The sequence below is a fragment of the Parabacteroides faecalis genome (assembly GCF_022809355.1).
Taxonomy (GTDB): Bacteria; Bacteroidota; Bacteroidia; order Bacteroidales; family Tannerellaceae; genus Parabacteroides; species Parabacteroides faecalis.
Genome location: NZ_JAKZMM010000012.1, coordinates 44,927 through 70,983 on the forward strand (window position 1 = coordinate 44,927; position 26,057 = coordinate 70,983).

Below are 26,057 nucleotides of genomic sequence, written 5' to 3' on the forward strand. Positions count from 1 at the left end.
TTATCGTTTCGGAATATCGACAGATGTTTCCTGTTCTCCCAACAAATGGTTAGAGAAATAATCTACCATTCGCCAGTAGAAGTATTCATCCATATCGCCAAAGCCGTGGCGCTGTTGTGGTAACAACAGCATGTCGAAGCGTTTTCCGGCGCGGATCAATGCATCTACCACACGCAACGTATTGCCCGGATGGACATTGTTGTCAATGTCTCCGTGTACCAGCATCAGATGACCTTTCAGCTGATGGGCAATCTCTTCGTTCGTCTTGATGTTGTAGATGAAAGTTGTATCACCTTTTTCGGTAATCTCTTCTTTCACGCCGTGATGTGTCTCACTCCACCAGCGGTTGTAGATACGGTTGTCGTGGTTTCCTGCACACGAAACGGCTACCTTGAAGAAATCCGGATATTGCAGGATCGCAGCCGTTGACATGAATCCGCCTCCCGAATGCCCATGAATACCTACACGGTTGATATCGATGAACGAGTAGCGGTTGGCCAGTTGCTCGATAGCGGCTTTCTGGTCGGCCAATCCGTAATCGCGCAGATTGCCGTAACCATAATTATGATACCACTTCGAACGGCTTGGGTGTCCGCCTCGGTTACCTACGGTGATAACGATGAAGCCGGCTTGTGCCAAACGATCGGTCCGGACGCTCATACGTGTAAACGGATAAACGGTAGCTTCTACCTGCGGACCCGGATACACATAATCAATCACCGGATAAACCATGGTGGAATCAAAGTCGAATGGCTTATACATAACTCCGTATAAGTCGGTTACGCCATCGGCAGCCTTCACCTGGAACGGTTCCGGGAACTGATATCCGGCAGCAAACAGCTGAGAGAAGTCACTTTCTTCGAGCGACATGATCGTTTTACCTGTATTATCTACCAGATCCGTCTTCGGAACGGTATTGACGCGCGAATAATTGTTCACCACAAACTGAGCCTGGTCGTCCATCGCTACTGTATGGAAGAAATTCCCTTTGGTAACCAACTGCACACCCGAACCATCCAGATTAGCCCGATAGAGATGCTCATAATACGGATTTTCACCTTCTTCTTTTCCGTTAGCCAGGAAGTAAACTACCCGGCGGCTTTCGTCCACTTTCACAATCTGATCCACATGCCACGGACCGGAAGTAATGCGGTTCTTCAGGTTTCCTTCGCCATCATACAGATACAAATGTGCCCAACCGTCACGCTCGCTCCAATGAATCAGTTCTTTCCCGTTCTGGATAGTTGCCAGCGGACGCACTTCCTGATAAGTATTCATCCGTTCTTCTATCAGCGGACGAATAGTATCTTGTCCGATGGTATAAGAACAAATGTCAATGCGATGCAAGTCGCGGCTGGAGCGTGTCAGGTAAAAATGATTGCTGTCGCCTAACCATTCTACCGGGACTTCGTGCATATCGCGTTGTTTCTGCAAGCGTGGCTTACGGGCCAGGTTGATTGTCTGGTTCTTATAAGCCGAAGTCTTGATTTCCTTATACGTATTGTTCTGCATATCGAACAGATACAAGTGTTCTTCGGGAGCTTCTTTCTCGCCCGGCATCTGGTATTTGTAGGATTCCAAAGTCGGTCGGGGAGAAGCCATTGAATTAATCACCCACAAGTCTTTTACCTTTCTTTCGTCTGTTGCCGTCACAGCAAAGTAACGGGAATCAGGCGACCAGACAATTCCATAGACACGTTTCCGTTTGCCGTTGCAAAGCGTATCCGTATTCAGCAGACTGTAAGGCTGACCAAAGCCGAAATCCTTTTCGCCGAAAGTTGTCAGCTGGACATCTACGACGGTACTGTCTTTTTCGTTCTCTTTCAGCTTTTCGTAATCGGCCCTTGACATACGATACAGATTCAAGTCCTTGGCATAGACAACCGTTTGGCCATCCGGAGAAAAAGAAGCCCATTCCGGATACTTCGTGTCTTCCTTTTTATCTTCCAGCCAAGTCAGCTTTTGTGTCGGATAATCGTAGGAGAAATAAAATACCTGCTTCTTGTTCTTCTTCTTGTCGGTCGTATCTTTAGGAGCATCTTGGGTAGAAGTGATTTGGAACGTAAAAGTACGTCCGTCGGGTTGTGCTTCCAGTTTCTGGATCGGCAATTGCTGGGCTGTAAACGGATCTTTTACGATCTCAGTCAGCTGAGCCGCTATTTTATCCTGGTCAAACAACGTCTTTTTAGTCCGCGCTGCCGGATCAACAACATACCATACATTGCCTTTGCTTGTTTTGTATTCATACCAGAAGCAATTTCCCTGTTGGAACCAGTGCGGATCAACAGTTGTCGAGAACAGCATCTTGGAAAGTTTGTCTTTGGTAAATTTCTCAGCCTGCACGTAACCCGGAAGGCGATCGTAAGTCTGAGCCTGTAAATGCGGAACAAGCATAAAGCCTGCACAACATAGTAAAGTAAATAGTTTCCGATTCATTTTCTTTCTGGTGTTAGATCGTTTCAATAACTATTCAGTTCTTTCGATTTGAGTTGATAAACTCACCTATTTATCCTGTTATAACGCTTGCTGGTCATCAGAGTTGTTCCCTGATGGTCGTCAGGATCACTCACTGAAGGTCGTCAGAATTGTCCTCTGATGGTCATCAGGCGTACTAGTAAAGTTACGGCATCCGTAATAGCTAGGTTACGGATGCCGTAATAAGAATATTCCTGAATGTAAGCCTTGTCTTATACCAAGAACGTACCTACCAGTGCCAAGATAGCATAGAATTCAGGAAGAGCGGCATAAATCATGGTGTTAGTCTGAACATCATGACCTTGAGCCATTCCTGTGATACCATTAGCACAAAGCTGTCCCTGACGAACGGCAGAGATTAAGAATACCAGACCAACGCTTAATCCCATACCAAACTTCAACAGCGCATTTTCAGGAGTGATTTCACCAGCTGTCATAAAAGCAACGAAACCATACAAACCCTGAGAAGCAGGCATGGCTGAAAGAATCATATAGCCTGCTGATTTAGAAGGATCTTTCTTCAATGCGCCTTCTGCTGCATTTGCTGCGATTGTTGTTCCATAGCAGCTTCCGATACCTGCCAGGGCCAGCATTAAGCCTAAGCCCAAATAGCCTAATAATAATGTTACGTCCATAATGATTATAAAATTAAATTGTTATTAAATCTTTGTTTATTCTTTGTCTTTAATCGAAGAGAAAGGTTTGTAAGCCGAACCTTTTCCTTCATAACCTGAATTCTTGAAATATTCTACAAATGTAAGACGGATGGAGTGTACATAACCGCTCAAGCAAGAAAGAGCAATGTTCAGTCCGTGTCCGAATACGAAGATTAAACCGAAGCAAATCCAGCCCGGAATGCCCCAAAGGAAATCAGCCATGCTGTCGTGCAACTGCATTCCCAAATTATTGAATACGCCGCCCAACATACCGCCTGCCAAGCCTAAGGCATATAGTCGGAGGTAAGATAGCAAGTCGCCCATCAAACCAGTAGCCATGTTGTATGTATCCCACAAACCTGCTCCCACATTGATCAGGACGTTACGGCGGATATTATTCAACAGATAAATACCAATAGCCGAAACGGCAGCAATTACGATGAAAGCCATCTTGGAAGCGTCCATGGTAATAACACCTAGGTAATTCAATGTTCCAATGGTTACGGAACCACCAACGAACAGAAGCCATCCCCAGGCAGAGAGTGAATTCTTGAATCCGTAACGGGCTGTAGCGCAAACCGCTTTGACAACCATGGCAAAGCAAATGTGGAACATACCTACCATTAAGGCGAAGATCATGGTCTTGTCGTAGCCTGTATCGCCATACTTGCCTGTGATCATTGTGTTCTTGATCCATTCCGGAAGATCCAGTTTTACCAGTTCAACACCGAAGAAGGTTCCAACCAAAGCTCCGACAATGGTTGTTGCTGCTCCCAATGTAATAAGCAGGTTCATGATTCCCTGCATGGACTGGCCGACTTTCTTCTTCAGATAAAAGCCCAATGCTACCAATAACAAACCGTATCCGGCATCACCTACGCAAAGTCCGAAGAACAAAGCATAGAAAGGAGCCAGCATCGGTGTCGGATCGAACTCACCATAATCAGGCAAGCCATACATTTTGGTCAGCACTTCAAAGAGACGAGTGACGAAATTATTCTTTAGCTTGATCGGAGCATTGTCTTCTTTCTCGGCTGGACGTATCTCATAATAGATACCCTCTGCTTCCAGCATATTGCGTACTTCTTCCGTATTATCAACCGGAACCCAGCCTTCCAATAATACAACCGAACCATCAGCCATTTTCTCTCCGCCTAATTTGACTTCAAGCAGTTCGATATCACTCTGCAACTGATTGATTGCCGTTTCTACTACTGGCAGATGAGCTGCACAGAAACGGGCGAGTTGTCTTTTGGCTTCATCCAGATCTTTATTCAGTTCCTGATGCTGATTGATCAGTTCCGACAACTTGTGTTTAGGCAACCGGACAGCTTCTGCTTCCAGTTCAACGGGAACCGTATTGACTGTAATGAAATAACACTGTCCGCCTTTTCGGGAGATTACCTGAGCATGATATTCGTCTTGCCAGTTCTCGTCGAAACTCTTTTCCGGACAATTGAAGAATTGGATGATCCAGCCGTTATCTTTCAGTTTGTCGATAAGATTCCAGTCAAATTCTCCCCAAACTTCCATCTGGGCAATTTCTCTCTCCAGTACAGGAATCTGCTGGGAAAGCAACTGAATACTTTGCTGCTTGGCATTATAACCTTCAAACGTCTTTTCAATGGATGCCTGTGAAGCTGCTGCCGTTTCCACTTGTCCTTCAGCCTGATTGGCCCACGACGTCATTTCCTTCAGCAGTGTCTTGTACGACGTATGCTTCTGTAAGAGCTTCTGAAGCGATTCGTCCACTTCGCCACTCTGACGGATTTCGACATGTACAACACCCAATGCACGGAGCTTTTCCAGAAAGGCTTCGTATTCCTTATGATAAATCAGGAATGTAAGTTTGTTCATTTTTACAATCATACGCCAACCTCCTCTTCTTTAGCTTTCCGTTTCTCCTGATTAGCCCGCATAATCTTCTGAGAAGACTTTGACAGACTTTCCTCATCTTCCATAAAGCGTTTCACTTTGCGGATAGCATCTTTGTATCCCGGAATCTGAACTTTCTCAAACAGGTTTACCTTTTGAGTCGTTTTCTTCCTGGCATGCTCCAATAACTCCAGCTTCATTCCGGAGAATTCGGCTTCGATACCTGTGCGGGCCAGCTTCTTGAGCAACCCGATGCCATCAGTAAACCAAGCCGGAGTATTAAACAGGCTGTAACGGCCTATCTCAAACTCAATTTCATCCAGAACCGGAACGATCACACCGGCAATCTTCTTGGTGGAAAGAGAAACATCCTTAACCGCTATCAGCGACGGATTGAACTCATTCCACAAAGCCACCATGCTTTCGTAGCTCTGGATCTCCTGTTCAAGCTGAAGTTCCAATTGATTCACTTCGTCTTTGGTACGCTTCACCTCAATACGCAACGCACTTTCCTTACTTTTGATGGTAGGAAGCGAGCGTTCACGCATCTTCAGTTGCTTTTCCAGTTGCTGAAGTGATGTTTTGTTATATTGAAACTTAATCGCCATTTTATTAATGTATAATTCGCATTTGATTTGATGTTACCTGAAGCCTGATGCCTGTATCAGGTAACATAACCTCTCTTATTTCTTCCAATACTTATCAACCAATGCCTGTTTGATGTTGACTTCAGCCGGCTGGAAGTATTTTCCGAACAAGCCCCATGCTACATCCAGCATTTCGGTTGTATCCAGATTTACGTCGATAGCCAATAACTTCGATGAATAGTCTTTCGCAAAGGCCAAAGCACGGTTGTCATAATCGGTCAGGTCAAAACCATTTTCCATCTTCGTCTTTGCATTGGCTGCATCTGCATACAAACGAACGGCAGCATTCATTACCTGCGGATGATCTTCACGCGTCTTCTTACCGGTTACCAACTGTTTCAGACGAGACAAACTACGGAACGGATCGACGATTACTTTGCCGACATCACTGTCTCGACGCAGATACAACTGTCCTTCTGTGATATATCCGGTATTATCAGGAACAGCGTGTGTGATATCGCCACCCGACAAAGTAGTTACGGCAATAATCGTAATAGATCCGCCGTCCGGGAACTGAACAGCCTTTTCATAAATCTTGGCCAAGTCTGAATACAATGAACCCGGCATAGAATCTTTAGACGGGATCTGGTCCATACGGTTAGATACAATGGCCAAGGCATCGGCGTAGTTGGTCATATCAGTCAGCAATACCAATACCTTTTCATGCTTTTCTACGGCGAAATACTCGGCAGCACACAATGCCATATCCGGAATCAGGATACGCTCAACTGACGGGTCTTCGGTTGTATTGATGAAACTTACGATACGGTCCAGTGCACCTGCGTTGCTAAATGTATTCTTGAAGAACAGATAGTCGTCGTTGGTCATACCCATACCGCCCAAGATAATCTTATCTGATTTGGCACGCATGGCTACCAAAGCCATTACCTGGTTGAAAGGCTGGTCCGGGTCGGCGAAGAACGGAATCTTCTGTCCGGTAACCAACGTGTTGTTCAAGTCGATACCGGCAATACCCGTAGCGATCAATTCAGAAGGCTGTTTACGACGAACGGGATTTACTGACGGACCGCCGATTTCTACTTCTTTACCTTCAGGAACAGGACCGCCGTCGATCGGTTCTCCATACGCATTGAAGAAACGACCGGCCAGCTGATCGCCTACTTTTAACGAAGGAGCTTTGCCCATGAATACTACTTCAGCATTGGTGCGGATTCCTTCTGTTCCGGAGAATACCTGCAAGGTTACTTCATCTCCAATAATCTTTACTACCTGAGCCAGTTTTCCATCTACAGAAGCCAGCTCGTCGTACCCGACACCGGTTGCTTTCAGCGAACAAGTCGCTTTGGTGATCTGGGTAATCTTTGTATATATTTTCTGAAATGCTTTTGTTGCCATACTGCTATTCTTTATTACATTCTTTCTTTTAACAAAGCATCCAATTCCTGATTAAACTTCTTGAATTGTTCACTTTCATACTCAGAGTAGTTCATCTGCTTGAAGATATTGATCATCTTCTTGAAGTAGTCCATTACTTCGAGGAAGGTATCGAACTTGAAGTCGGTACGGCAGATGGAAACAACTTTATCCAGCATAAACTCCTGACGGGGCAGAGGTGTGACGGCATCGATAGCATCGAAGGCATCTTGTTGCAAGATCACGAAGTCGATCAGTTCAGACTTCCAGAACGTAACGTGGTAATCTACCGGAACACCATCGTCACCCAAGATGTTGATCTGCTCGGCAATTTCCTTACCACGCAACATACGGGTCTTGATTTCGTTTACCTTTTCAATCCAGCTCGGAGAGATATGCTGGGCAATGTATTCCTGGAATTCGGGATATTCCAGATATTTAGAGTAACTGTCAATCGGATTAACAGCCGGATAACGTTTGCGGTCGGCACGTTCCTGCTCCAAGGCATAGAAACAGCGGGCTACCTTTTTCGTGTTTTCTGTAACCGGCTCTTTCAGGTTACCACCGGCCGGTGATACGGTTCCGATGAAAGTAACCGAACCTGTAGAACCATTATTCAGCACGACATAGCCGGCACGGGCGTAGAAGTTGGCTACAATGGCAGACAAGTCCATCGGGAATGCATCCGGACCCGGCAATTCTTCCAAACGGTTAGACATTTCACGCAATGCCTGAGCCCAACGAGAAGTAGAGTCGGCCATCAGCAGAACCTTCAATCCCATACTGCGGTAATATTCAGCAATGGTCATGGCTGTATAAACAGAAGCTTCACGGGCAGCCACCGGCATGTTTGACGTATTGGCAATGATAATGGTTCTTTCCATCAGCTTACGTCCTGTATGCGGATCGACCAATTCCGGGAATTCCGTAAAGATTTCCACAACCTCGTTGGCACGTTCACCGCAGGCAGCGATAATCACGATATCCGCTTCTGCCTGTTTAGAAATGGCGTGCTGCAAAACGGTCTTTCCGGTACCGAACGGACCCGGGATAAAGCCAGTACCGCCTTCAACAATCGGATTGACTGTATCAATGGTACGAACACCGGTTTCCAACAATTTGAATGGACGCGGTTTTTCTTTGTAGCAAGTGATGGCTTTCTTAACCGGCCATTTCTGAACCATGGTTACTTTCACTTCGTTGCCTTCTGCGTCTGTCAATACGGCAATCGTATCGTTGATTGTATATTCACCTTCAGCGGCTACACTTTTGATGGTATATTCTCCCTTGAAAGTGAAAGGCACCATAATCTTATGCGGCTGCGAGTTTTCATCCACTTCGCCCAACCAAGTACCGGCAATGGCTTTTTCACCTGCCTGAGCCAGCGGCTTGAAAGCCCATTTCTTATTTTCATCCAAAGGGAATGTATATTCGCCACGTTTCAGGAATACACCTTCCATTTTATCCAAGTCATTTTGCAGACCATCGTAATTGCGCGACAGCATACCCGGACCTAATGTTACTTCCAACATGTGTCCTTGGAATTCGGCACTATCGCCTACACGCATACCACGTGTACTTTCGAATACCTGCACAAAGGCATTCTTACCTATTACCTTGATAACTTCGGCCATCAGTTTGACACCGCCAACCGAAATGTAACAGATTTCATTCTGAGAAACCGGTCCGTCAACCTCAACGGTTACCAAGTTCGAAACGATTCCTCTTACAATTCCTTTCGTTGCCATAATTATTTTTCGTTATTTCTTTTAAATTCCTCCAAGGCATTTTCGCTGCCTTTTTTCATTGCACCTACAATCTCACGGAACGTCTTTTCGCCGGTTTCTTTATCGAGGCTTACCCATCGTTCAATCATTTCCAGTTTGAGCAGATAAGCAAAGACACTTTCAATGTCGAACGTCTTGAAGAAGGTTTGTTCTTCCAGCCAGTTCCATTTCAGCGTGTCTATTTTCTTTTCCCGGAGCATCAGATCGGATTCTTCCGCTATGTGTTGCAAGGCAGGTAGATATTCTACATCGTTACCCAGACCAAAATCACGGGCATTCGATGTACGCAATGCTTCAGCCACTTCATTGTCTCCTACGATATATTGGGATTTGTCTAATCCGTGTTTACGGCAGGTAATGGCGGTTAACATATTATTAATGTTAAGGTTCAACTCAAACCAGTCTGCTACGAACTGATTCCCGCATTTCATGGCATAAGCATAATATAATGCAGCGAGGCGGTCTTCCCACGAAATGGTAGCGACATCACCTTTGGCTTCGCTTTCCAGGTACATACGGAAGAAATCTATGAAATAAGAAGGAATATGCTTGTTCTTGGGGATTGCTTCTTCTTCTTTCAAGGCCTGATATAAGGCATGTGATTCATCGTATGTAATACTTCCCCGCGGATCCATGTCCTGATCCGGATTCTTCAGCTGGTTGATCAGGTTCTTGTTGTCAAACTTCAAGAAGAACAGATCGATCAGCTTTTGATCCTTGCGCGTCAGTATATCGCTTAATTCATTCCTGAAATCAGCAACCGAGTAGGTGAGTCTGCTATCGTCGAGCGTAATGTCAGGGAGACCTGCTATTAAGCAATAATATTTACTCATTGTGCTGATTTGTTAGAAAAGAGCTTCAACCAACTGTGGGCGCAAGAACTCTTTGAAAAATTCAACAAATTCTTCTTCTCCAAATGAAACCTTGTATGAACCGTCGGCGGGCATGATAGAGAAAGAAGCTTTCTTGCCATTAACTTGTTCGATCGTTACACCTTTGTTCAATAAGTCTTTGGCATTCGCCAGAAAATACTTTTGTAGATTTTCTGCATCGGCCGACTGTATTACCAGGTTTTCATTGCTAGGCCAAGATTTGACTAACTCCAGAATAACCTTTTGCATAAAAGTGGCATCTGTAACAACCGCCTTGATGTTATCACCAACAATCTTACCGGTAATCAGGTTGGTTACTTCACTTTTCAAAGCTTCAATAGATTGGGTAGCAAACAATTTCAACTCGGCTTCTGTGTTTTTCTTAAGCTCGTTAGCTTGTTTTTCTGCACTGGCTACAATTTCCTTTGCTTTTGCTTCAGCTTCTTCTATCAGAACTTTTTTACGAGCTTCGGCTTCCGCTATGATACGAGCAGCTTCCTCGTTACCTTTCTCTACACCTTCTTGGTAGATTTTTTCGGTTAATTCTTGAATTTTTGTATCCATGTTCCTTTTATATAATTTATGTACATTACAAATTTGTTACTTGTCTGGTCCAAAGTTAGTATTTTTTTGAAACTCCAATTACTTTTTAATAGTAAAAATAAAGCGTCAAAAATGATTTTATTGTTCCCCGCGGTTTCATGCTAACTTCATTCCGATTAATAAACCGCTTACTCTATTGAATTGTTCGATGGCATATTTGTCAAAAGAGCTCTTATCATGTCCGGTTTGGTATCATTGGGGGATTTTCTGCATCTCTGCTTCCCAAAACTTGTTTCTCCTGGTTCATAAAATAAAAAATAAACGGCTAATTCTTTAGTTCACGTCGGGAACTACTTAATCCACGGCGTGAACTAAGTAATCCACGACGTGAACTAAGTAATCCGCGTCGTGAACTAAAGAATATATCGGCAGGACTTCTGTTTTTGGCAGGCTGGCCGAACAAAATAAAATAGGGGGTATGAAGAAACCGTCAGGGTGATTTTTGCAGATGAATATGCTTTGACATGCAGGGAAAATTATAACTTTGTAGGGTATTCAATGAATTTAGACTATGGAAATTCAATTACCTCTCAATATAAATAAGGAAGAACCGGTCATTTCGGCCAATTCGTTGGTGGTGATTGGTACGAACGGCGCGGGAAAGTCTTCTTTTGGCCGGGCTTTGTTGACCCGTTATGCTGATCGGGCCTTGAAGATATCCGGGTTGCATGCCCTTTTTATTACGGGACAGCCCGATGAACATACTCCGTCGGACGAATGGATGCAATTGCAGATGCTGATAAAGGAGCGTTTGCTATTGCCTAGGATCACAGAATACGAGAAGATGATCCTTCGGTTACAGCGGGAAGAGTTTGAGGCGGCCGTCAATTATAAGGAAGCCTGCAAGCTGAATGCCGGACTGGAGCCTCCTGCTACCAAGATTGATGTCATCCAGCAGATTTGGGAACAGATGTTTCCGCACAACCGGCTGGTACGTAAGTCTGGTTTTATCGAACTGACTTCGGCCGAACGCAGTTGTAATTCTTATACGGCCGGCCGGATGAGTGATAGTGAGAAACTGGTCTTTTATCTGATTGCGGCAGGTCTGTATGCTCCGGCTAATGCCTTGTTGGTTATTGAAGAGCCCGAAACCTTGTTGCATAGCTCCATCAAGAACCTTTTGTGGGATAAGATTGAAGAACTGAGGCCCGACTGTACGTTTGTCTATCTGACACATGATATAGATTTCGCCTTGGCCCGTCGTTCCTGCAAGCGACTATGGATTCGTTCGTACGACGCGGATCATCAGATATGGGACTACGAATTGATCGAAAACAATAAAAGTCTGCCGGAAGAACTTTACATGGAAGTATTGGGCAGCCGTAAGCCGATTCTTTTTATCGAAGGAACCGACAATAACAGTATCGACAACCGGTTGTATTCGCTTGTTTTTCCAGATTATATGGTGAAACCGATGGGCGGATGCCAGAAGGTAATCGAAACGACCAAGGCTTTCGGTCAGTTAAAAGACTTTCATATGCTGGAAAGTATGGGTATCGTTGACCGTGACCGCCGGACAGAAGGCGAGATACGTTACCTGAACGAACAACATATCTTTGTTCCCAGTGTGGCAGAGGTAGAAAACTTGCTGATGCTGGAAGACGTCATCAAATCGGTTGCCGGCCGGTTGATGAAGAATCCGGATGAAATCTTCCGACAGGTAAAAGAGAATGTCATCCGTCTTTTTGAGAAAGACTTGGAAGATCAGGTCATTCTTCATGCCAAGCATCAGGTAAAAAAGAAACTGGAAATGGCATTGAACTGTAAGATCCATTCGTTCGAACAGTTGAACGACCAGGTGGAAGAGATCCATGAACGTATTCGAGTAGAAGATATTTATAGCCAAATCAAGACTTCGTTTCAGATGTATATTGAAACGGCCGATTACAACAATATTCTTCGGGTATATAATCAGAAAGGCATGTTACCGCAAAGCCGTGTATGCCAATTATGTGGGATCAGCACCAAAGAACATTATCTGGACTTTGTCCTTTCTATTTTACGGGAGAATAAAGCCGAAGCAGACGTTATCCGTCATGCGATAAAAGCATCATTGGGCATGTAAAAGTTCACTAAAAGGCCAATTATGTCGCCAAAAAAGTGTTTCTTTGTACTATTTATAAATTAGGAGAAATTTATGCGTACACCAACTTTACAATATTTGTATTTGCAGAAACCGATCACGATGATCATTCTCATCTGTATTATTTCTGTATTACCTTGGTTAGGATTAAGTGAATTAGGCAGTACGGCCAACTCGGCGGATGCTGCCGTAGCCGAAGCCATGTTGAAATCCGGTGAATGGGTACTTCCTAAGATGCCTTCCGGTGAAATCAGCTATGATCATCCGATGCTTCATTGGCTCATTGTTCTTTTTTCCAGTTGGCAGGGATATGTCTCGAAATTCACCTTGCAACTGCCCGGAGCGCTGGCATTCATTGTCATGATGGCTTCGGCGTTGATCTTCTTCGGACGGAGAGTGAAATTCCATGAAGCATTTATCTCAACATTATTTCTGATTACCTGTGCAGGTATGCAGAACCTTTCGGCTGCCAGCTCAGGCGATTTGTTGTTTGCAACCTTTATATTCGTGGCCTTGACACAGTTGTATCGTTGGGAAGAAAACTATGAATTGAAGGGAATACCGGTTGAAATATCGGCCTTGTTAAGCGGAGCGATCCTGACGAAAGGCTTGATGGGAATGATTCTTCCGGTCGTTACATTTACCGTATATCTGCTGGTGACGCGCAAACAGCCGGTTTTAACGTCTCTGAAAGCCATGTTTTATGTGGCAGTCTCTTCTTTGTTTTTACCCGTACTCTGGTATGTGAGTATCTGGAAGCAGGGTGGAATGGATCTGTTACTGGATGTCATGCAAACAGAGTTCAGTTACTTCTGGAGTCTGGAAGCTCATACTCATAATTTCTTTTACATCATTCCGTTGTTGGCGTTAGGCTTCTTACCATGGATTGTCTTTTTCTTCTTTTCGCTCTTCGGTGTCAAAATGGAGAAGAAGAAAGTAGATTGTACGGGAGTCAAGTTATTCAGTCTGATTGCCATGATTGTTTTATTGCTGGCTTATGCCTTGATGCCGGTCAAACGGGCCAGTTATTTGTTGCCGGTTTATCCGTTCATCACGATCTTCCTGGCACAATATGCTATCCATATTACCGAATATCGCATGTGGTGTACACGTTTGTTTGCCGCATTTCTGGCAACTTCGGTGCTGGCAGGTCTGCTTTTGATGTGTTTCCCTCAACCTTGGCTTCCTGTTCCGGCAATCGATATCAATATCCGATCAGGCGCTTTAATTGGACTGACATGTATAATGCTGGCAACTGTGTATTATCAGCTGTTCAAGAAGATCAATATTAAAATACTATATGCATCCATCGCCTTGACATTTGCCGTTAATATGCTGGTAAATGCCATTGGTATGTTTTGATTAACAATCAGGAAGCAACAGCTATAACTATATAAGAATTGTATGGAAAATCGAATTTGTAATCTGTTTAAGATAAAATATCCTGTTATCCAGGGAGGAATGGTTTGGTGTAGCGGCTGGCGACTGGCTTCGGCCGTTAGTAATGCCGGTGGTTTGGGTTTATTGGGCGCAGGCTCGATGCATCCGGAAGTATTGCAGGAACATATCCGGAAATGTCAGGCAGCTACAGATAAGCCTTTTGGCGTAAATGTTCCGCTGATGTATCCGGAAATCGAAAAGATCATGCAGATCCTCGTGGATGAAGGTGTCAAAATTGTATTTACTTCGGCTGGAAACCCGAAGACCTGGACGAAATTCCTGAAAGAACATGGGTTTACAGTTGTACATGTGGTGAGCAGTTCCAAGTTCGCCGGGAAGTGTGAAGAGGCAGGCGTAGATGCGATTGTAGCCGAAGGCTTTGAGGCCGGAGGTCATAATGGAAGGGAAGAGACGACAACCATGTGTCTGATTCCGCATGTACGCCGAAAGACAAGCTTACCCTTGATTGCTGCCGGTGGTATCGGAACAGGAGCCGGGATGCTGGCTGCCTTTGCTTTAGGAGCAGAAGGAGTACAGATTGGTACGAGATTTGCCTTGACAACCGAAAGCTCTGCCCACGAAGCCTTCAAGCAATTGTGCTTGTCGCTGAATGAAGGTGATACCAAACTCTTGTTGAAGAAGGTTTCTCCGACACGATTAGTAAAAGGTACCTTTACGACGGCTGTGGAAGAAGCTGAATCGCGTGGAGCCACGGTAGAAGAATTGCGGGAATTATTGGGTAAAGGACGTGCCAAGAAAGGTATCTTCGAAGGAAATCTGGAAGAAGGAGAGCTTGAAATAGGGCAGATCGCTTCTCTTTTCCGCGAAGAATTATCCGTGGCAGATGTCATGAAAGAAATCATCTCCGATTTTAATCAGGGAATGGAACAGATTAGAAACTTAACTTCATTTTAAATACGATGTCGGTTAAATCATATATTGAAAGCAATCAGGATCGGTTTCTGGAGGAATTGTTTTCCTTGATCCGAATCCCGTCAATCAGTGCAAAACAAGAGCATAAAGCGGATATGTTGGCTTGTGCCCAGCGGTGGACTGAAGTCCTGTTATTATCAGGAGCAGATAAAGCAGTCGTGATGCCGACCACCGGAAATCCCATTGTGTATGCGGAAAAGATTATTTCGCCAACGGCTCCGACGGTATTGGTTTATGCGCATTATGATGTGATGCCTGCCGAACCGCTCGAATTGTGGAAAAGTAATCCGTTTGAACCGGAAATCCGTGACGGCCGTATCTGGGCTAGAGGTGCGGACGATGACAAAGGACAAGGTATGATTCAGGTGAAAGGCTTTGAGACAGCCTTACAGGAAGGACTGCTGAACTGTAATGTCAAGTTTATCTTCGAAGGAGAAGAAGAAATCGGTTCGCCTAGTCTGGAAGCTTTCTGCCAGGAACACAAAGAACTCCTGAAGTCAGATATCATCCTGGTCTCGGATACCAGCATGGTAAGTGCCGAAGTTCCTTCCTTAACGACGGGTCTGAGAGGACTGGCATATTGGGAATTGGAAGTAACCGGACCGAACCGCGATCTGCATTCCGGTCATTTCGGTGGTGCAGTAGCCAATCCGATCAATGTCTTGTGTAAGATAATTGCAGATATCACCGATGCGGACGGTCGTATTACCATTCCGGGCTTTTATGACGATGTAGAAGAATTATCGCAAGAGGAACGGGATATGATTGCACAAGTTCCGTTTGATGAAACCAAGTACAAACAGGCGATTGACGTAAACGCCCTCTTCGGTGAAAAAGGATATTCGACACTGGAACGGAACAGTTGCCGGCCTTCGTTCGATGTTTGCGGAATCTGGGGCGGTTATATCGAAGAAGGAAGCAAAACAGTTCTTCCGTCGAAAGCTTATGCCAAAGTTTCCTGCCGTTTGGTTCCTCACCAGCAACACGAGAAGATTTCAAAGTTGTTTGAGGACTATATAAATAAGGTAGCACCCGACTATGTAAAAGTAAAAGTAACGCCGAAGCATGGCGGAGAAGGATATGTTTGTCCGATTGATATGCCGGCTTACCGGGCAGCCGAGAAAGCTGTGGGTATTGCTTTCGGGAAGAAGCCTTTGGCCGTACGTCGGGGCGGAAGTATTCCTATTATTTCTACGTTCGAACAGGTTTTGGGCGTTAAGACCGTTCTGATGGGATTTGGTTTGGAACAGAATGCTATCCATTCTCCCAATGAGAGCTGCCGCCTTGATTATTTCTTAAAGGGAATCGAATCGGTGGCCGAGTTTTATCGGGAATATACGAAGAAGTAAGTCGGAGATTTCTTTTCCTTACTAGGAAGAATTTGTTCGGAAAACTTTTCTCAGGGAGTTTGGAAAGCAGTAAAACGCAATTATTACTCGGTTTTGAGAATAAAATTGTAAGAAATATTTGCAGATTCAATATTTATTGTAACTTTGCAAGCGTAATAAAAAGCGAATTAAAATGAGAACAGGTAATTTACATCATCATCACCATTATGGCAACAACGGGCAATAGTTCGGTGAGTTTTGATGGTATGTAAATACTTGAGAAGATAAAGGCGAAGGCTTACCGGATTTCGGTAGGCCTTTTTCTTTTTATCGTAGTTCAGTCAATAATAACAATTAAAATAGGAAATGTATGTTACGAATTGCAGTACAGTCGAAAGGACGCTTGTATGACGAGACAATGATGCTTCTGGAAGAAGCCGGTATCAAACTGAACAAAGCCAAAAGAACATTGCTTCTTTCGGCAAAGGATTTCCCGGTTGAAGTCCTTTTCTTGCGGGATGATGATATTCCACAATCGGTTGCCAACGGAACGGCCGATGTCGGTATTGTCGGTGAAAACGAATATGTGGAAAAGGGATCGGAAGCCGAACTGATCAAACGTTTGGGATTCAGTAAGTGCCGTCTCTCTTTGGCGATTCCCAAAGACGAAGATTATAATGGAGTTACCTGGTTTGAAGGTAAAACGATTGCAACTTCTTATCCGGGAATCCTGAAGACTTTCCTGCAGGAGAAAGGAATCAAAGCCAACACTCACGTAATTACCGGATCGGTAGAAATTGCTCCGGGCATTGGATTGGCTGATGCAATCTTCGATATTGTCAGCTCCGGCAGTACGTTGGTAAGTAACCAGCTGAAAGAAGTTGAAGTTGTCATGCAAAGCGAAGCCTTGTTGATCGGAAATAAAGACCTGACCGACGAGAAACGGGAAATCCTGAATGAACTATTGTTCCGCTTCGAAGCCATCCAGATGGCAGAAGGAAAAAAATATGTACTTTTGAATGCTCCGAAAGATAAATTAGACGAAATCATCGAAGTATTGCCAGGAATGAAGAGCCCGACCGTAACACCTTTGGCAAACGGCGAATGGGTTTCGGTTCAGTCGGTGATAGCTGAGAAACATTTCTGGGAAATCATTGGGAAACTGAAATCCTTGGGTGCAGAAGGAATCTTGGTATTGCCAATCGAGAAAATGATATTATAATAGGTATAGGTATGGAAATAATAAAATACCCTGAATACACCGAATGGAAAAATATTTCCAAACGTGCGACGATGGATGTCAGTACGTTGTTTGACACCGTTCGTCAGGTACTGGATGATGTCCGCATAAATGGTGATGCGGCTATCCGCAAGTATGAAAAGCAATTCGATAAAGTCGATTTGACCGACCTCTTAGTATCAGAAGAAGAAATAGCTGAAGCTGAAAGTCTGGTTTCTGAAGACTTGAAACAAGCCATTCGGACAGCAAAAGAGAATATAGAAACCTTCCACGCTTCCCAGCGCTTTGAAGGGAAAAAGATCCAGACCGCTCCGGGTGTTGTCTGTTGGCAAAAAGCTGTTCCAATCGAGAAGGTTGGTTTATATGTTCCCGGCGGAACGGCTCCGTTGTTTTCTACCGTATTGATGCTGGCAGTTCCGGCTCAGATTGCCGGTTGCAAGGAGATCGTTTTATGTACACCGCCTTCTAAAACGGGAAAGATACATCCGGCCATTCTGTTTGCAGCTAAAGTTTCCGGTGTGAACAAGATTTGTAAAGTCGGAGGTAGCCAGGCCATTGCAGCAATGGCATACGGGACGGAATCCATACCGAAGGTGTATAAGATATTCGGTCCCGGAAACCAGTATGTAACAGCTGCCAAACAATGGGTTAGCCTGAAAGAAGTGGCAATCGATATGCCCGCCGGTCCTTCGGAAGTAGAAGTAATTGCCGATGAATTCGCTAATCCTGACTTTATTGCGGCCGATTTTCTCTCACAAGCCGAACATGGAGTTGACAGTCAGGCTATTTTGGTAACAACAACCGAAGCAATTGTAGAACCTGTCGTAAAAGCTATCGAAGAACAGTTGAAACGTTTGCCTCGTCTGGAAATTACCGAGAAGGCTTTGGCACACAGTCGTATCATTGTATTGAAGAATACGCAGGAAGTGATTGACTTTACCAATTATTATGCCCCGGAACATCTGATTATTCAAACCCGCGATTACGGTGAAATCGCCGAAAAGATCCGGAATGCGGGAAGTGTATTTATGGGACCTTATACGCCGGAAAGTGCAGGCGATTACGCTTCGGGTACGAATCATACGTTGCCGACCAATGGATATGCCCATGCTTATAGTGGCGTAAATTTGGATAGCTTTATCAAGAAGATGACATTTCAGGAAATCAGTGCGGATGGAATCCGCCAATTGGGAGATACCATCCGTACGATGGCAGCCAATGAGGAACTGGAAGCTCACCGTAATGCAGTAACCGTTAGATTGAATGCCTTATGAATACAAATAAAACATTTGACGTAAATGCTTGGGTTCGCCCAAATATTCGGGAGATGAAACCCTATTCATCCGCCCGGGATGAGTTTCATGGAACAGCATCTGTCTTTTTGGATGCCAACGAAAATCCGTACAATGCTCCGTATAACCGCTATCCGGACCCGATGCAATGGCGGTTAAAAGAAAAGGTTTCGGCCATAAAAGGTGTTCCCAAGGAATGTATTCTGTTAGGAAACGGTAGCGATGAGCCGATTGATTTAATCATGCGTGCTTTTTGTGAGCCGGGAAAAGATGCAATCCTTACCCTGGATCCTACTTATGGTATGTACCAGGTTGCAGCAGAAATCAATCATGTGGCTTGTAGAAAAGTGAAATTAACTCCGGATTTCCAAATCGACATGCCTGCTTTTCTCTCAGAGATTGATGATACGGTGAAAGCAATTTATCTGTGCTCTCCCAATAATCCGACGGGTAATAGTCTGAATCGGAAAGATATCTATCAGCTATTAGATACGTTCGAAGGCATTGTGGTGATAGACGAAGCCTACATTGATTTCTCTTCTTCTCCTTCTTTTACTAAAGATTTAAGTAAATACCCCAATCTGGTTGTGTTTCAGACCTTATCCAAAGCATGGGGCGCTGCCGGAATCCGTTTAGGTATGGCTTTTGCGTCTGCTGAGATTATTTCGGTATTGAATAAAATCAAGTATCCCTATAATGTCAATCAGTTGACTCAAGAGAAGGCTTGGGAGATTCTGGATAATCAGGAAGCGATGAAGTCGCAACTTACTTTGATCCTTTCCGAACGTACACGGATGCAGCAGGAGTTATCAGCCATACCGTTGGTGAAGAAGATTTATCCGACGGATGCAAACTTTATTCTGACAGATGTTGGTAATGCCGATCAGGTTTATCAAAAGTTGGTAGAACAAGGTATTATCGTTCGAAACCGGAATAAGGTAGCGCTTTGTGCGGGTTGTCTTCGTATTACGGTTGGAACAGAAGATGAGAATACTGCTTTATTGAATGCCCTTAAATCCATATAAGATGAAGAAAAGAGCCCTTTTTATCGATCGGGATGGTACGTTGGTTATTGAACCACCTGTTGATTACCAGCTGGATAGTTTCGAAAAGCTGGAATTCTATCCCAAAGTGATGCGGAATTTGTTCTTCATCCGGAAACAACTGGATTTTGAGTTTGTGATGGTAACCAACCAGGACGGATTGGGAACATCTTCTTTCCCAGAAGATACATTTTGGCCGGTACATAATTTGATGTTGAAAACGTTGGCCGGTGAAGGCGTGGTTTTTGATGACATCTTGATTGATCGCTCGTTTCCGGAAGAAAATTCACCGAACCGGAAACCTCGGACCGGTATGTTGGGGAAATATTTGTCGGATGAATATGATTTGGCAAACAGTTATGTGATTGGAGATCGGCTGACGGATATGGAATTAGCCCGTAATTTGGGAGCAAAAGGTATCTGGCTGCATGAAAATGACGATTCCACCGCAGAAATTCTGGCAGGACATGAAGATATTCAGCCAGTGCTTGTTACGAATGATTGGGATCGGATAGCCGAGTTCCTTTTTGCGGGCGAAAGATGTGCAGAAGTCAAACGGGTAACCAAAGAAACAGATATTTTTGTATCTTTGAACCTCGATGGAAAGGGAAAAACGTCGATTTCTACCGGATTAGGCTTTTTCGATCATATGCTAGACCAGATAGGAAAACATTCCGGAATGGATTTGACGGTCCAAGTGAAAGGCGATTTAAACGTAGATGAACATCATACCATTGAAGATACAGCGATAGCTTTAGGTGAAGCTTTGGCAAAAGCACTCGGAGACAAACGAGGTATCGAGCGTTATGGTTATACATTGCCGATGGATGATTGTTTATGTAGTGTGGCTTTGGATTTCGGCGGTCGTCCCTGGCTGGTATGGGATGCTGAATTTCATCGGGAAAAAATAGGAGATATGCCGACCGAAATGTTTCTGCATTTCTTTAAGAGTCTGAGTGATGCGGCACGGATGAACCTAAACATCAAAGCGGAAGGTACCAACGAACATCACAAGATAGAAGGTATTTTCAAGGCATTGGCCCGGTCTATCAAAATGGCGGTTCGGCGGGATATCTATCATTATAATTTGCCTAGTACAAAAGGAGTTATTTAATTAATATGAAGAAAAGCTTGATAATAGCGATAAGTGCTTTACTCGGGTTGGGTGCTTGCGATACGATGACGACAAATCTGGAAGGGAAGTGGCAGTTGAATCAGATTGAATCTGAAGGAAATGTAGCGACTGTTGACACGGTATGGTATAACTTTCAGACAACTTTGTTCCAATATCAGATTTATGACCGGAGTTCGGACAACTATCGTTATTCGTATGGATATAACTTTTATGAAGGGGATCAGTTGACATTGCAGTTATTATCAGATCCTCGTCCGGTTCAGGAGTTTTTACCTTATACTGATTGGACAGAAGCCACTCGCGATTTTACGGTGGAGAAAGTGAGCAATACACAGCTGGTATTATCAAGCGAAGGAAAACGATACGTATTCAAGAAATACTGATGGAAGATGAGCAACTGATCGGATGGTACATTTTCCAATTTGATTCTCGTTAGAATCGGATGCAAAACTCACGGGATTCAAGATTGATTCTCGTGAGTTTTGAATAAATATTTCGCCGAAACCGAAAACAAGAAATATGTCTCTTCTTTTTTGCGTTAAAAATAGACAGTTATAGTAGGCTTCATTAAAAAAGTTATTATTTTTACACTGAATTTCAGTTGATGCCAAAAACGAGTGCTTATGAAGAAAATAATCAACCCCTGGAAAGGTTTGAAAGGCTACTATTGCTTCGGATGTTCTCCTGAAAATCCGATGGGAGTAAAAATGGAATTTTATGAAGACGGTGATGAAATCGTCAGTTTTTGGAAACCGAAGCCGGAATATCAAGGTTGGTTAGATACTTTGCATGGAGGAATCCAAGCCGTTTTATTGGATGAAATATGTGCTTGGGTGATTGTCCGTAAATTACAGACAACCGGAGTGACATCTAAAATGGAAACACGTTATCGTAAGTCTATCTCAACCAATGATACATTTCTAGAAATAAGAGCATCCATTCAAGAGCAGAAACGTAATATTATACTCGTAAAGGCTACTATCTATAATTCGGCCAAGGAAATATGTACGGAAGCTGTCTGTACTTATTTCACATTCTCCAAAGAAAAATCTCAACAAGAAATGTTTTTTACCTCCTGTGAGGTAGAAGAAACAGAAATAAATCATTCATCTTGAGAAATCTATTTTTAATACAGAATTTTTTCAGTAATAATTTGGAAATAACTGCTGAAAAACCTGAAAAAATGGTTACTTTTGCAGAAAATTACATTAAACAATTTTAGTTATATCATGGCAAATGTGATTACGATTAAAAAGGGTTTAGACATTAATCTGAAGGGCAAGGCTTCGGAAACAATGCTAAATGCTGGAAAGAGTGCATCTTATGCAATCGTTCCGGATTATTACACTGGCATTCTTCCGAAAGTATTGGTTCGCCCGGGCGATAAGGTCAAAGCTGGTTCTGCATTAATGGTTGATAAGAACCGCCCCGAAATCAAGTTCGTTTCACCAGTGAGTGGTGAAGTAGCTGCCGTAAACCGTGGTGAGAAGCGTAAAGTGTTAAGCATTGTGGTAACACCAGACGCTCAGATTGAGTACGAGGATTTCGGCAAGAAGAATGTGGCATCTCTGAAAGCAGAGGAGGTGAAAGAAACACTTTTGAACGCAGGTATGTGGCCGTTTATCAAACAACGTCCGTACGATATCGTTGCTTCTCCGAGTGATTCTCCACGGGATATCTTCGTTACTGCATTCAATTCTGCACCCTTAGCCCCTAACTTTGACTTCTTGGTAAAAGGACAGGAAGCAGATTTACAGGCAGGTCTTACTGCATTGTCAAAATTGACAAACGGTAAAGTTTATGTGGGAGTAAAGAAAGGTTCTGTCGTAAAAGTAACAGGCGTTGAAACAGTTGAATTTGAAGGTCCGCATCCTGCAGGAAATGTTGGCGTACAGATTAACCACATCAAGCCGGTTAACAAAGGAGAAGTAGTATGGACCGTTAATGCAACAGACGTTATTTTAATGGGACGTCTTTTCAACAAGGGCGTTGCTGATTTCACTCGTCTGGTAGCTGTTACAGGTTCTGAAACAACTCAGCAGGGTTATGTAAAGGTTATCGCCGGTTGTACGATTGAAAGTATTTTGGGTGATAAAGTAAAGGCTGGTGAACATCTTCGTCTGATCAGCGGTAATGTGCTGACAGGAACAAAAGTTTCTATGGACAGCTATTTAGGCGCTTATGATTGCCAGGTTACTGTTATCCCGGAAGGTGATGATGTACATGAATTCTTAGGTTGGGGAACTCCTGGTTTTGGTAAATATAGTACAAGTCACTCATACTTTACATGGTTGGTTGGTAAAGGCAAAGAATATGTAATCGATGCCCGTATTAAGGGTGGTAAGCGTGCCATGATCATGTCAAACGAATACGATAAAGTATTCCCGATGGATATCATGCCGGAATATTTGCTGAAAGCAATCATCACATTCGATATCGATAAGATGGAGAATTTGGGTATTTATGAAGTGGCTCCGGAAGATTTTGCATTGTGTGAGTTCGTTGACACATCCAAGATTGAATTGCAGCAGATCGTTAGAAACGGCTTGAACTTGCTGTATAAAGAAATGAATTAATAACATTAAAATCATAAAACATTGAAAGCGTTAAGGAATTATCTCGACAAGATTAAGCCTAACTTCGAGGAAGGCGGAAAGCTGGCGATGTTCCGTTCTGTATTTGATGGATTCGAAACATTTTTGTTCGTTCCGAATACGACGTCCAAGACAGGCGTGCATATTCACGACAGCATCGATTCAAAGCGTACAATGACCGTTGTGATCATTGCTTTGTTGCCTGCTTTGCTTTTTGGTATGTATAACGTAGGTTATCAGCATAACCTGGCTGTTGGTTCAGATCCGGGTTTCTGGATGACATTTATTTTTGGTTTCCTGGCTGTCCTGCCTAAGATTATCGTTTCTTATGTAGTAGGTTTGGGTATTGAATTTATGGTAGCCCAGTGGAAGAAGGAAGAAATTCAGGAAGGATTCCTGGTATCAGGTATTTTGATCCCGATGATTGTTCCGGTTGATACTCCGCTGTGGATGATTGCAGTCGCTACAGCTTTTGCTGTGATTTTTGCGAAAGAAGTATTTGGTGGTACCGGTTACAATGTATTTAATGTAGCATTGGTAACTCGTGCTTTCTTGTTCTTTGCATATCCGGCAGCTATGTCTGGTGATCAAGTATTCGTTCGTACATCTGATACTTTCGGACTTGGAGCCGGACAGGTAGTAGATGGTTTCTCAGGAGCAACACCTCTGGGACAGATTGCTATCGCAGGAAAAGAAATGATCGGTAATTTCCATGTAGTCGATGTGTTGGGAAATCAGATTTCAACATGGGATTACTTCGTTGGATTGATACCGGGATCAATAGGTGAAACTTCAGTAATCGCTATTTTGATTGGTGCGGTTATTTTGTTAGTAACAGGTATTGCCAGCTGGAAAACAATGTTCTCTGTATTTGTAGGTGGTGCTGCTATGACAGCAATCTTCAACATGATCGGAACAACTGTTGTAATGACTGTATCTCCGGTTGATCACTTGTTCCTTGGAGGATTTGCATTTGGTGCAGTATTCATGGCAACAGACCCGGTAACTTCTGCTCGTACTGAAACTGGTAAATATATTTATGGTTTATTGGTTGGTGCGATGGCAATAATCATTCGCGTATTGAACCCTGGTTATCCTGAAGGTATGATGTTGGCAATTCTGTTGATGAACGTATTTGCTCCGCTGATCGACTACTATGTAGTTGAAGCAAACATTAACCGTCGTATTAACCGTGTTAAATTGAATAAATAAGAAAAGGAATATGGCTACAAAGAAATTCAGATGTAAAGTGTGTGGCTATGTCCACGAAGGAGATAAGGCTCCGGCTACATGTCCTGTTTGTCAGGCTCCTGCTTCCGAATTTGAAGAAGTAAAGGATAATGCAAAGAAAGGTTTGGATAGAGACAGTAATGTATATACAATAGTTTATGCTGCCGTAATGGTTGTATTGGTAGCAGTTGTTTTGGCCTTTACTTCTCAGTCATTACGTTCTTATCAAAAGAAAAATGAAGATAATGACAAGCGCCAGCAGATATTACGTTCAATTAATGTCTCTGTTAAAGCCAATGAAGCTGAAGCAAAATATAATGAATTGATCAAAGAGGCTTTCTTGGTAAATGCTAATGGTGAAAAGGTAGAGGGTGATGCTTTTGTTGGTGAAGTTGCTGATGCTTACCCTGTATTTGTTGCCAATGTGGATGGCCAGACAAAGTATATTATGGCATTACACGGTGCAGGATTGTGGGGACCTCTGTGGGGATACCTTTCAGTAAATGACGACAAGAATACTGTTTACGGTGCGGACTTCAGCCACCAAGGTGAAACTCCGGGTTTGGGTGCTGAAATTACTAAACCAGCATTTAGCGGTCAGTTTGCCGGAAAACAGATATTTAAAGATAGTACATTCAAATCAATTGCTGTCGTTAAACATGGAAAGACTGCCGAAGGACAAGATTACGTTGATGGAATTTCAGGTGGTACAATTACCAGCCAAGGCGTAAGCAAAATGCTTTTCGATAGTCTGAAAGGCTATGAGAAATTTTTAACTTCAAAAGAGTAAGAAGAAAATGGGATTATTATCTAAAAAGAATAAAGAAGTTTTAGTTGGCCCGTTAAGCATAAATAACCCGGTTATTATTCAGATGTTGGGTATTTGTTCTGCTTTAGGTGTAACTTCAAAGTTAGAACCTGCATTGGTAATGGGTATTTCTGTTACTGCAGTAGTTGCTTTTGCCAACGTAATCATTTCATTGTTGAGAAATACAATCCCGAACCGGATTCGTATTATTGTTCAGTTAGTCGTTGTTGCTGCTTTGGTAACAATTGCCAGTGAAGTATTGAAAGCTTTTGCTTATGATGTAAATAAGCAATTGTCTGTATTTGTTGGTTTGATCATTACTAACTGTATCTTGATGGGACGTTTGGAAGCCTTCGCATTGGGTAATGGACCTTGGGAATCATTCTTGGATGGTATTGGTAATGGTTTGGGATATGCCGTTATTCTTGTTATTGTAGGTTTCTTCCGCGAATTACTGGGTTCAGGAACACTTTTCGGATTGCAGGTTATTCCGCAGGCATTCTATGATTTCGGTTATGTCAATAACGGATTGATGATCTTGCCTCCGATGGCATTGATTGTTATAGCTGTGATAATTTGGGTTCATCGTTCTCGTAACAAGGAACTCCAGGAAAACTAATGATAACCATTATAAATTAAGAA

Annotated in this window: 22 protein-coding genes; 14 read left to right on the plus strand and 8 right to left on the minus strand. The window is 43.4% G+C overall.

Annotated elements, in window-relative coordinates; genetic code table 11:
• The 8 genes from MUN53_RS06445 to MUN53_RS06480 form a co-directional block, all read right to left on the minus strand.
• Complete coding sequence (locus tag MUN53_RS06445; protein ID WP_394803048.1) at positions 1-2,394, minus strand: S9 family peptidase; 2,394 nt, start codon at positions 2,392-2,394, stop codon at positions 1-3.
• A 293-nt stretch (positions 2,395-2,687) separates the two neighbouring features.
• Entirely contained in the window at positions 2,688-3,110 is a 423-nt protein-coding gene (locus tag MUN53_RS06450; protein WP_022455680.1) for a hypothetical protein, read from the minus strand.
• 36 nt (positions 3,111-3,146) lie between these two features.
• Complete coding sequence (locus MUN53_RS06455) at positions 3,147-5,000, minus strand: V-type ATP synthase subunit I (protein WP_243324066.1); 1,854 nt, start codon at positions 4,998-5,000, stop codon at positions 3,147-3,149.
• Positions 4,997-5,614, minus strand: coding sequence for a V-type ATP synthase subunit D (locus MUN53_RS06460; RefSeq protein WP_022455678.1), 618 nt, complete (start codon positions 5,612-5,614; stop codon positions 4,997-4,999). The genes MUN53_RS06455 and MUN53_RS06460 overlap by 4 nt, the downstream gene beginning before the upstream one ends.
• Before the next feature lie 75 nt (positions 5,615-5,689).
• The gene (locus tag MUN53_RS06465) at positions 5,690-7,009 is read right to left on the minus strand and encodes a V-type ATP synthase subunit B (protein ID WP_022455677.1); all 1,320 of its coding nucleotides are present in this window, start codon (positions 7,007-7,009) and stop codon (positions 5,690-5,692) included.
• Between the two features lie 14 nt (positions 7,010-7,023).
• Positions 7,024-8,775: a V-type ATP synthase subunit A gene (locus MUN53_RS06470; protein ID WP_243324069.1), complete on the minus strand. Its 1,752-nt coding sequence runs from the start codon at positions 8,773-8,775 to the stop codon at positions 7,024-7,026.
• Between the two features lie 2 nt (positions 8,776-8,777).
• On the minus strand, positions 8,778-9,647 hold the full coding sequence (locus tag MUN53_RS06475) for a DUF2764 domain-containing protein (protein ID WP_022455675.1): 870 nt from the start codon (positions 9,645-9,647) through the stop codon (positions 8,778-8,780).
• A gap of 12 nt (positions 9,648-9,659) precedes the next feature.
• Complete coding sequence (locus MUN53_RS06480) at positions 9,660-10,250, minus strand: hypothetical protein (protein ID WP_243324071.1); 591 nt, start codon at positions 10,248-10,250, stop codon at positions 9,660-9,662.
• Positions 10,251-10,800: 550 nt separating this feature from the next.
• Between MUN53_RS06480 and MUN53_RS06485 the strand changes: the two genes are divergently transcribed.
• The 14 genes from MUN53_RS06485 to MUN53_RS06550 all read left to right on the plus strand — a co-directional run bounded on the left by MUN53_RS06485 (position 10,801) and on the right by MUN53_RS06550 (position 26,034).
• A complete protein-coding gene (locus MUN53_RS06485; RefSeq protein WP_022455673.1) occupies positions 10,801-12,354 on the plus strand; it encodes a DUF4435 domain-containing protein in 1,554 nt (517 codons plus the stop codon).
• A 72-nt stretch (positions 12,355-12,426) separates the two neighbouring features.
• On the plus strand, positions 12,427-13,734 hold the full coding sequence (locus tag MUN53_RS06490; RefSeq protein WP_022455672.1) for an ArnT family glycosyltransferase: 1,308 nt from the start codon (positions 12,427-12,429) through the stop codon (positions 13,732-13,734).
• 42 nt (positions 13,735-13,776) lie between these two features.
• A complete protein-coding gene (locus MUN53_RS06495) occupies positions 13,777-14,727 on the plus strand; it encodes an NAD(P)H-dependent flavin oxidoreductase (protein WP_243324075.1) in 951 nt (316 codons plus the stop codon).
• Between the two features lie 5 nt (positions 14,728-14,732).
• The gene (locus MUN53_RS06500; RefSeq protein ID WP_243324077.1) at positions 14,733-16,094 is read left to right on the plus strand and encodes a dipeptidase; all 1,362 of its coding nucleotides are present in this window, start codon (positions 14,733-14,735) and stop codon (positions 16,092-16,094) included.
• A 349-nt stretch (positions 16,095-16,443) separates the two neighbouring features.
• A complete protein-coding gene (gene hisG / locus MUN53_RS06505) occupies positions 16,444-17,295 on the plus strand; it encodes an ATP phosphoribosyltransferase (protein WP_022455668.1) in 852 nt (283 codons plus the stop codon).
• Positions 17,296-17,306: 11 nt separating this feature from the next.
• Complete coding sequence (gene hisD / locus MUN53_RS06510) at positions 17,307-18,587, plus strand: histidinol dehydrogenase (RefSeq protein WP_022455667.1); 1,281 nt, start codon at positions 17,307-17,309, stop codon at positions 18,585-18,587.
• Positions 18,584-19,630, plus strand: a complete 1,047-nt coding sequence (gene hisC, locus MUN53_RS06515; protein ID WP_243324079.1) for a histidinol-phosphate transaminase — start codon at positions 18,584-18,586, stop codon at positions 19,628-19,630. The genes hisD and hisC overlap by 4 nt, the downstream gene beginning before the upstream one ends.
• Position 19,631: 1 nt before the next feature.
• Positions 19,632-20,762, plus strand: coding sequence for a bifunctional histidinol-phosphatase/imidazoleglycerol-phosphate dehydratase HisB (gene hisB, locus MUN53_RS06520; protein ID WP_243324082.1), 1,131 nt, complete (start codon positions 19,632-19,634; stop codon positions 20,760-20,762).
• Between the two features lie 5 nt (positions 20,763-20,767).
• Complete coding sequence (locus MUN53_RS06525; protein ID WP_243324083.1) at positions 20,768-21,166, plus strand: lipocalin-like domain-containing protein; 399 nt, start codon at positions 20,768-20,770, stop codon at positions 21,164-21,166.
• Between the two features lie 240 nt (positions 21,167-21,406).
• Positions 21,407-21,898 carry a PaaI family thioesterase gene (locus tag MUN53_RS06530; RefSeq protein ID WP_243324085.1) on the plus strand — a complete coding sequence of 164 codons (492 nt, stop codon included), beginning with the start codon at positions 21,407-21,409 and terminating at the stop codon, positions 21,896-21,898.
• 114 nt (positions 21,899-22,012) lie between these two features.
• Entirely contained in the window at positions 22,013-23,359 is a 1,347-nt protein-coding gene (locus tag MUN53_RS06535; protein WP_243324087.1) for a Na(+)-translocating NADH-quinone reductase subunit A, read from the plus strand.
• Positions 23,360-23,380: 21 nt separating this feature from the next.
• Positions 23,381-24,589 carry an NADH:ubiquinone reductase (Na(+)-transporting) subunit B gene (locus MUN53_RS06540; RefSeq protein ID WP_243324089.1) on the plus strand — a complete coding sequence of 403 codons (1,209 nt, stop codon included), beginning with the start codon at positions 23,381-23,383 and terminating at the stop codon, positions 24,587-24,589.
• Between the two features lie 10 nt (positions 24,590-24,599).
• Positions 24,600-25,397 carry an NADH:ubiquinone reductase (Na(+)-transporting) subunit C gene (gene nqrC, locus MUN53_RS06545; RefSeq protein ID WP_243324090.1) on the plus strand — a complete coding sequence of 266 codons (798 nt, stop codon included), beginning with the start codon at positions 24,600-24,602 and terminating at the stop codon, positions 25,395-25,397.
• Positions 25,398-25,404: 7 nt separating this feature from the next.
• A complete protein-coding gene (locus MUN53_RS06550; RefSeq protein ID WP_243324091.1) occupies positions 25,405-26,034 on the plus strand; it encodes an NADH:ubiquinone reductase (Na(+)-transporting) subunit D in 630 nt (209 codons plus the stop codon).
• Positions 26,035-26,057: the final 23 nt, after the last annotated feature.

Coding starts and splice junctions, on each gene's coding strand:
- MUN53_RS06445 (WP_394803048.1), bottom strand. CDS start 2,394: ATGCTTGTTCCGCATTTACAGGCTCAGACTTACGATCGCCTTCCGGGT.
- MUN53_RS06450 (WP_022455680.1), bottom strand. CDS start 3,110: ATGGACGTAACATTATTATTAGGCTATTTGGGCTTAGGCTTAATGCTG.
- MUN53_RS06455 (WP_243324066.1), bottom strand. CDS start 5,000: ATGATTGTAAAAATGAACAAACTTACATTCCTGATTTATCATAAGGAA.
- MUN53_RS06460 (WP_022455678.1), bottom strand. CDS start 5,614: ATGGCGATTAAGTTTCAATATAACAAAACATCACTTCAGCAACTGGAA.
- MUN53_RS06465 (WP_022455677.1), bottom strand. CDS start 7,009: ATGGCAACAAAAGCATTTCAGAAAATATATACAAAGATTACCCAGATC.
- MUN53_RS06470 (WP_243324069.1), bottom strand. CDS start 8,775: ATGGCAACGAAAGGAATTGTAAGAGGAATCGTTTCGAACTTGGTAACC.
- MUN53_RS06475 (WP_022455675.1), bottom strand. CDS start 9,647: ATGAGTAAATATTATTGCTTAATAGCAGGTCTCCCTGACATTACGCTC.
- MUN53_RS06480 (WP_243324071.1), bottom strand. CDS start 10,250: ATGGATACAAAAATTCAAGAATTAACCGAAAAAATCTACCAAGAAGGT.
- MUN53_RS06485 (WP_022455673.1), top strand. CDS start 10,801: ATGGAAATTCAATTACCTCTCAATATAAATAAGGAAGAACCGGTCATT.
- MUN53_RS06490 (WP_022455672.1), top strand. CDS start 12,427: ATGCGTACACCAACTTTACAATATTTGTATTTGCAGAAACCGATCACG.
- MUN53_RS06495 (WP_243324075.1), top strand. CDS start 13,777: ATGGAAAATCGAATTTGTAATCTGTTTAAGATAAAATATCCTGTTATC.
- MUN53_RS06500 (WP_243324077.1), top strand. CDS start 14,733: ATGTCGGTTAAATCATATATTGAAAGCAATCAGGATCGGTTTCTGGAG.
- hisG (WP_022455668.1), top strand. CDS start 16,444: ATGTTACGAATTGCAGTACAGTCGAAAGGACGCTTGTATGACGAGACA.
- hisD (WP_022455667.1), top strand. CDS start 17,307: ATGGAAATAATAAAATACCCTGAATACACCGAATGGAAAAATATTTCC.
- hisC (WP_243324079.1), top strand. CDS start 18,584: ATGAATACAAATAAAACATTTGACGTAAATGCTTGGGTTCGCCCAAAT.
- hisB (WP_243324082.1), top strand. CDS start 19,632: ATGAAGAAAAGAGCCCTTTTTATCGATCGGGATGGTACGTTGGTTATT.
- MUN53_RS06525 (WP_243324083.1), top strand. CDS start 20,768: ATGAAGAAAAGCTTGATAATAGCGATAAGTGCTTTACTCGGGTTGGGT.
- MUN53_RS06530 (WP_243324085.1), top strand. CDS start 21,407: ATGAAGAAAATAATCAACCCCTGGAAAGGTTTGAAAGGCTACTATTGC.
- MUN53_RS06535 (WP_243324087.1), top strand. CDS start 22,013: ATGGCAAATGTGATTACGATTAAAAAGGGTTTAGACATTAATCTGAAG.
- nqrC (WP_243324090.1), top strand. CDS start 24,600: ATGGCTACAAAGAAATTCAGATGTAAAGTGTGTGGCTATGTCCACGAA.
- MUN53_RS06550 (WP_243324091.1), top strand. CDS start 25,405: ATGGGATTATTATCTAAAAAGAATAAAGAAGTTTTAGTTGGCCCGTTA.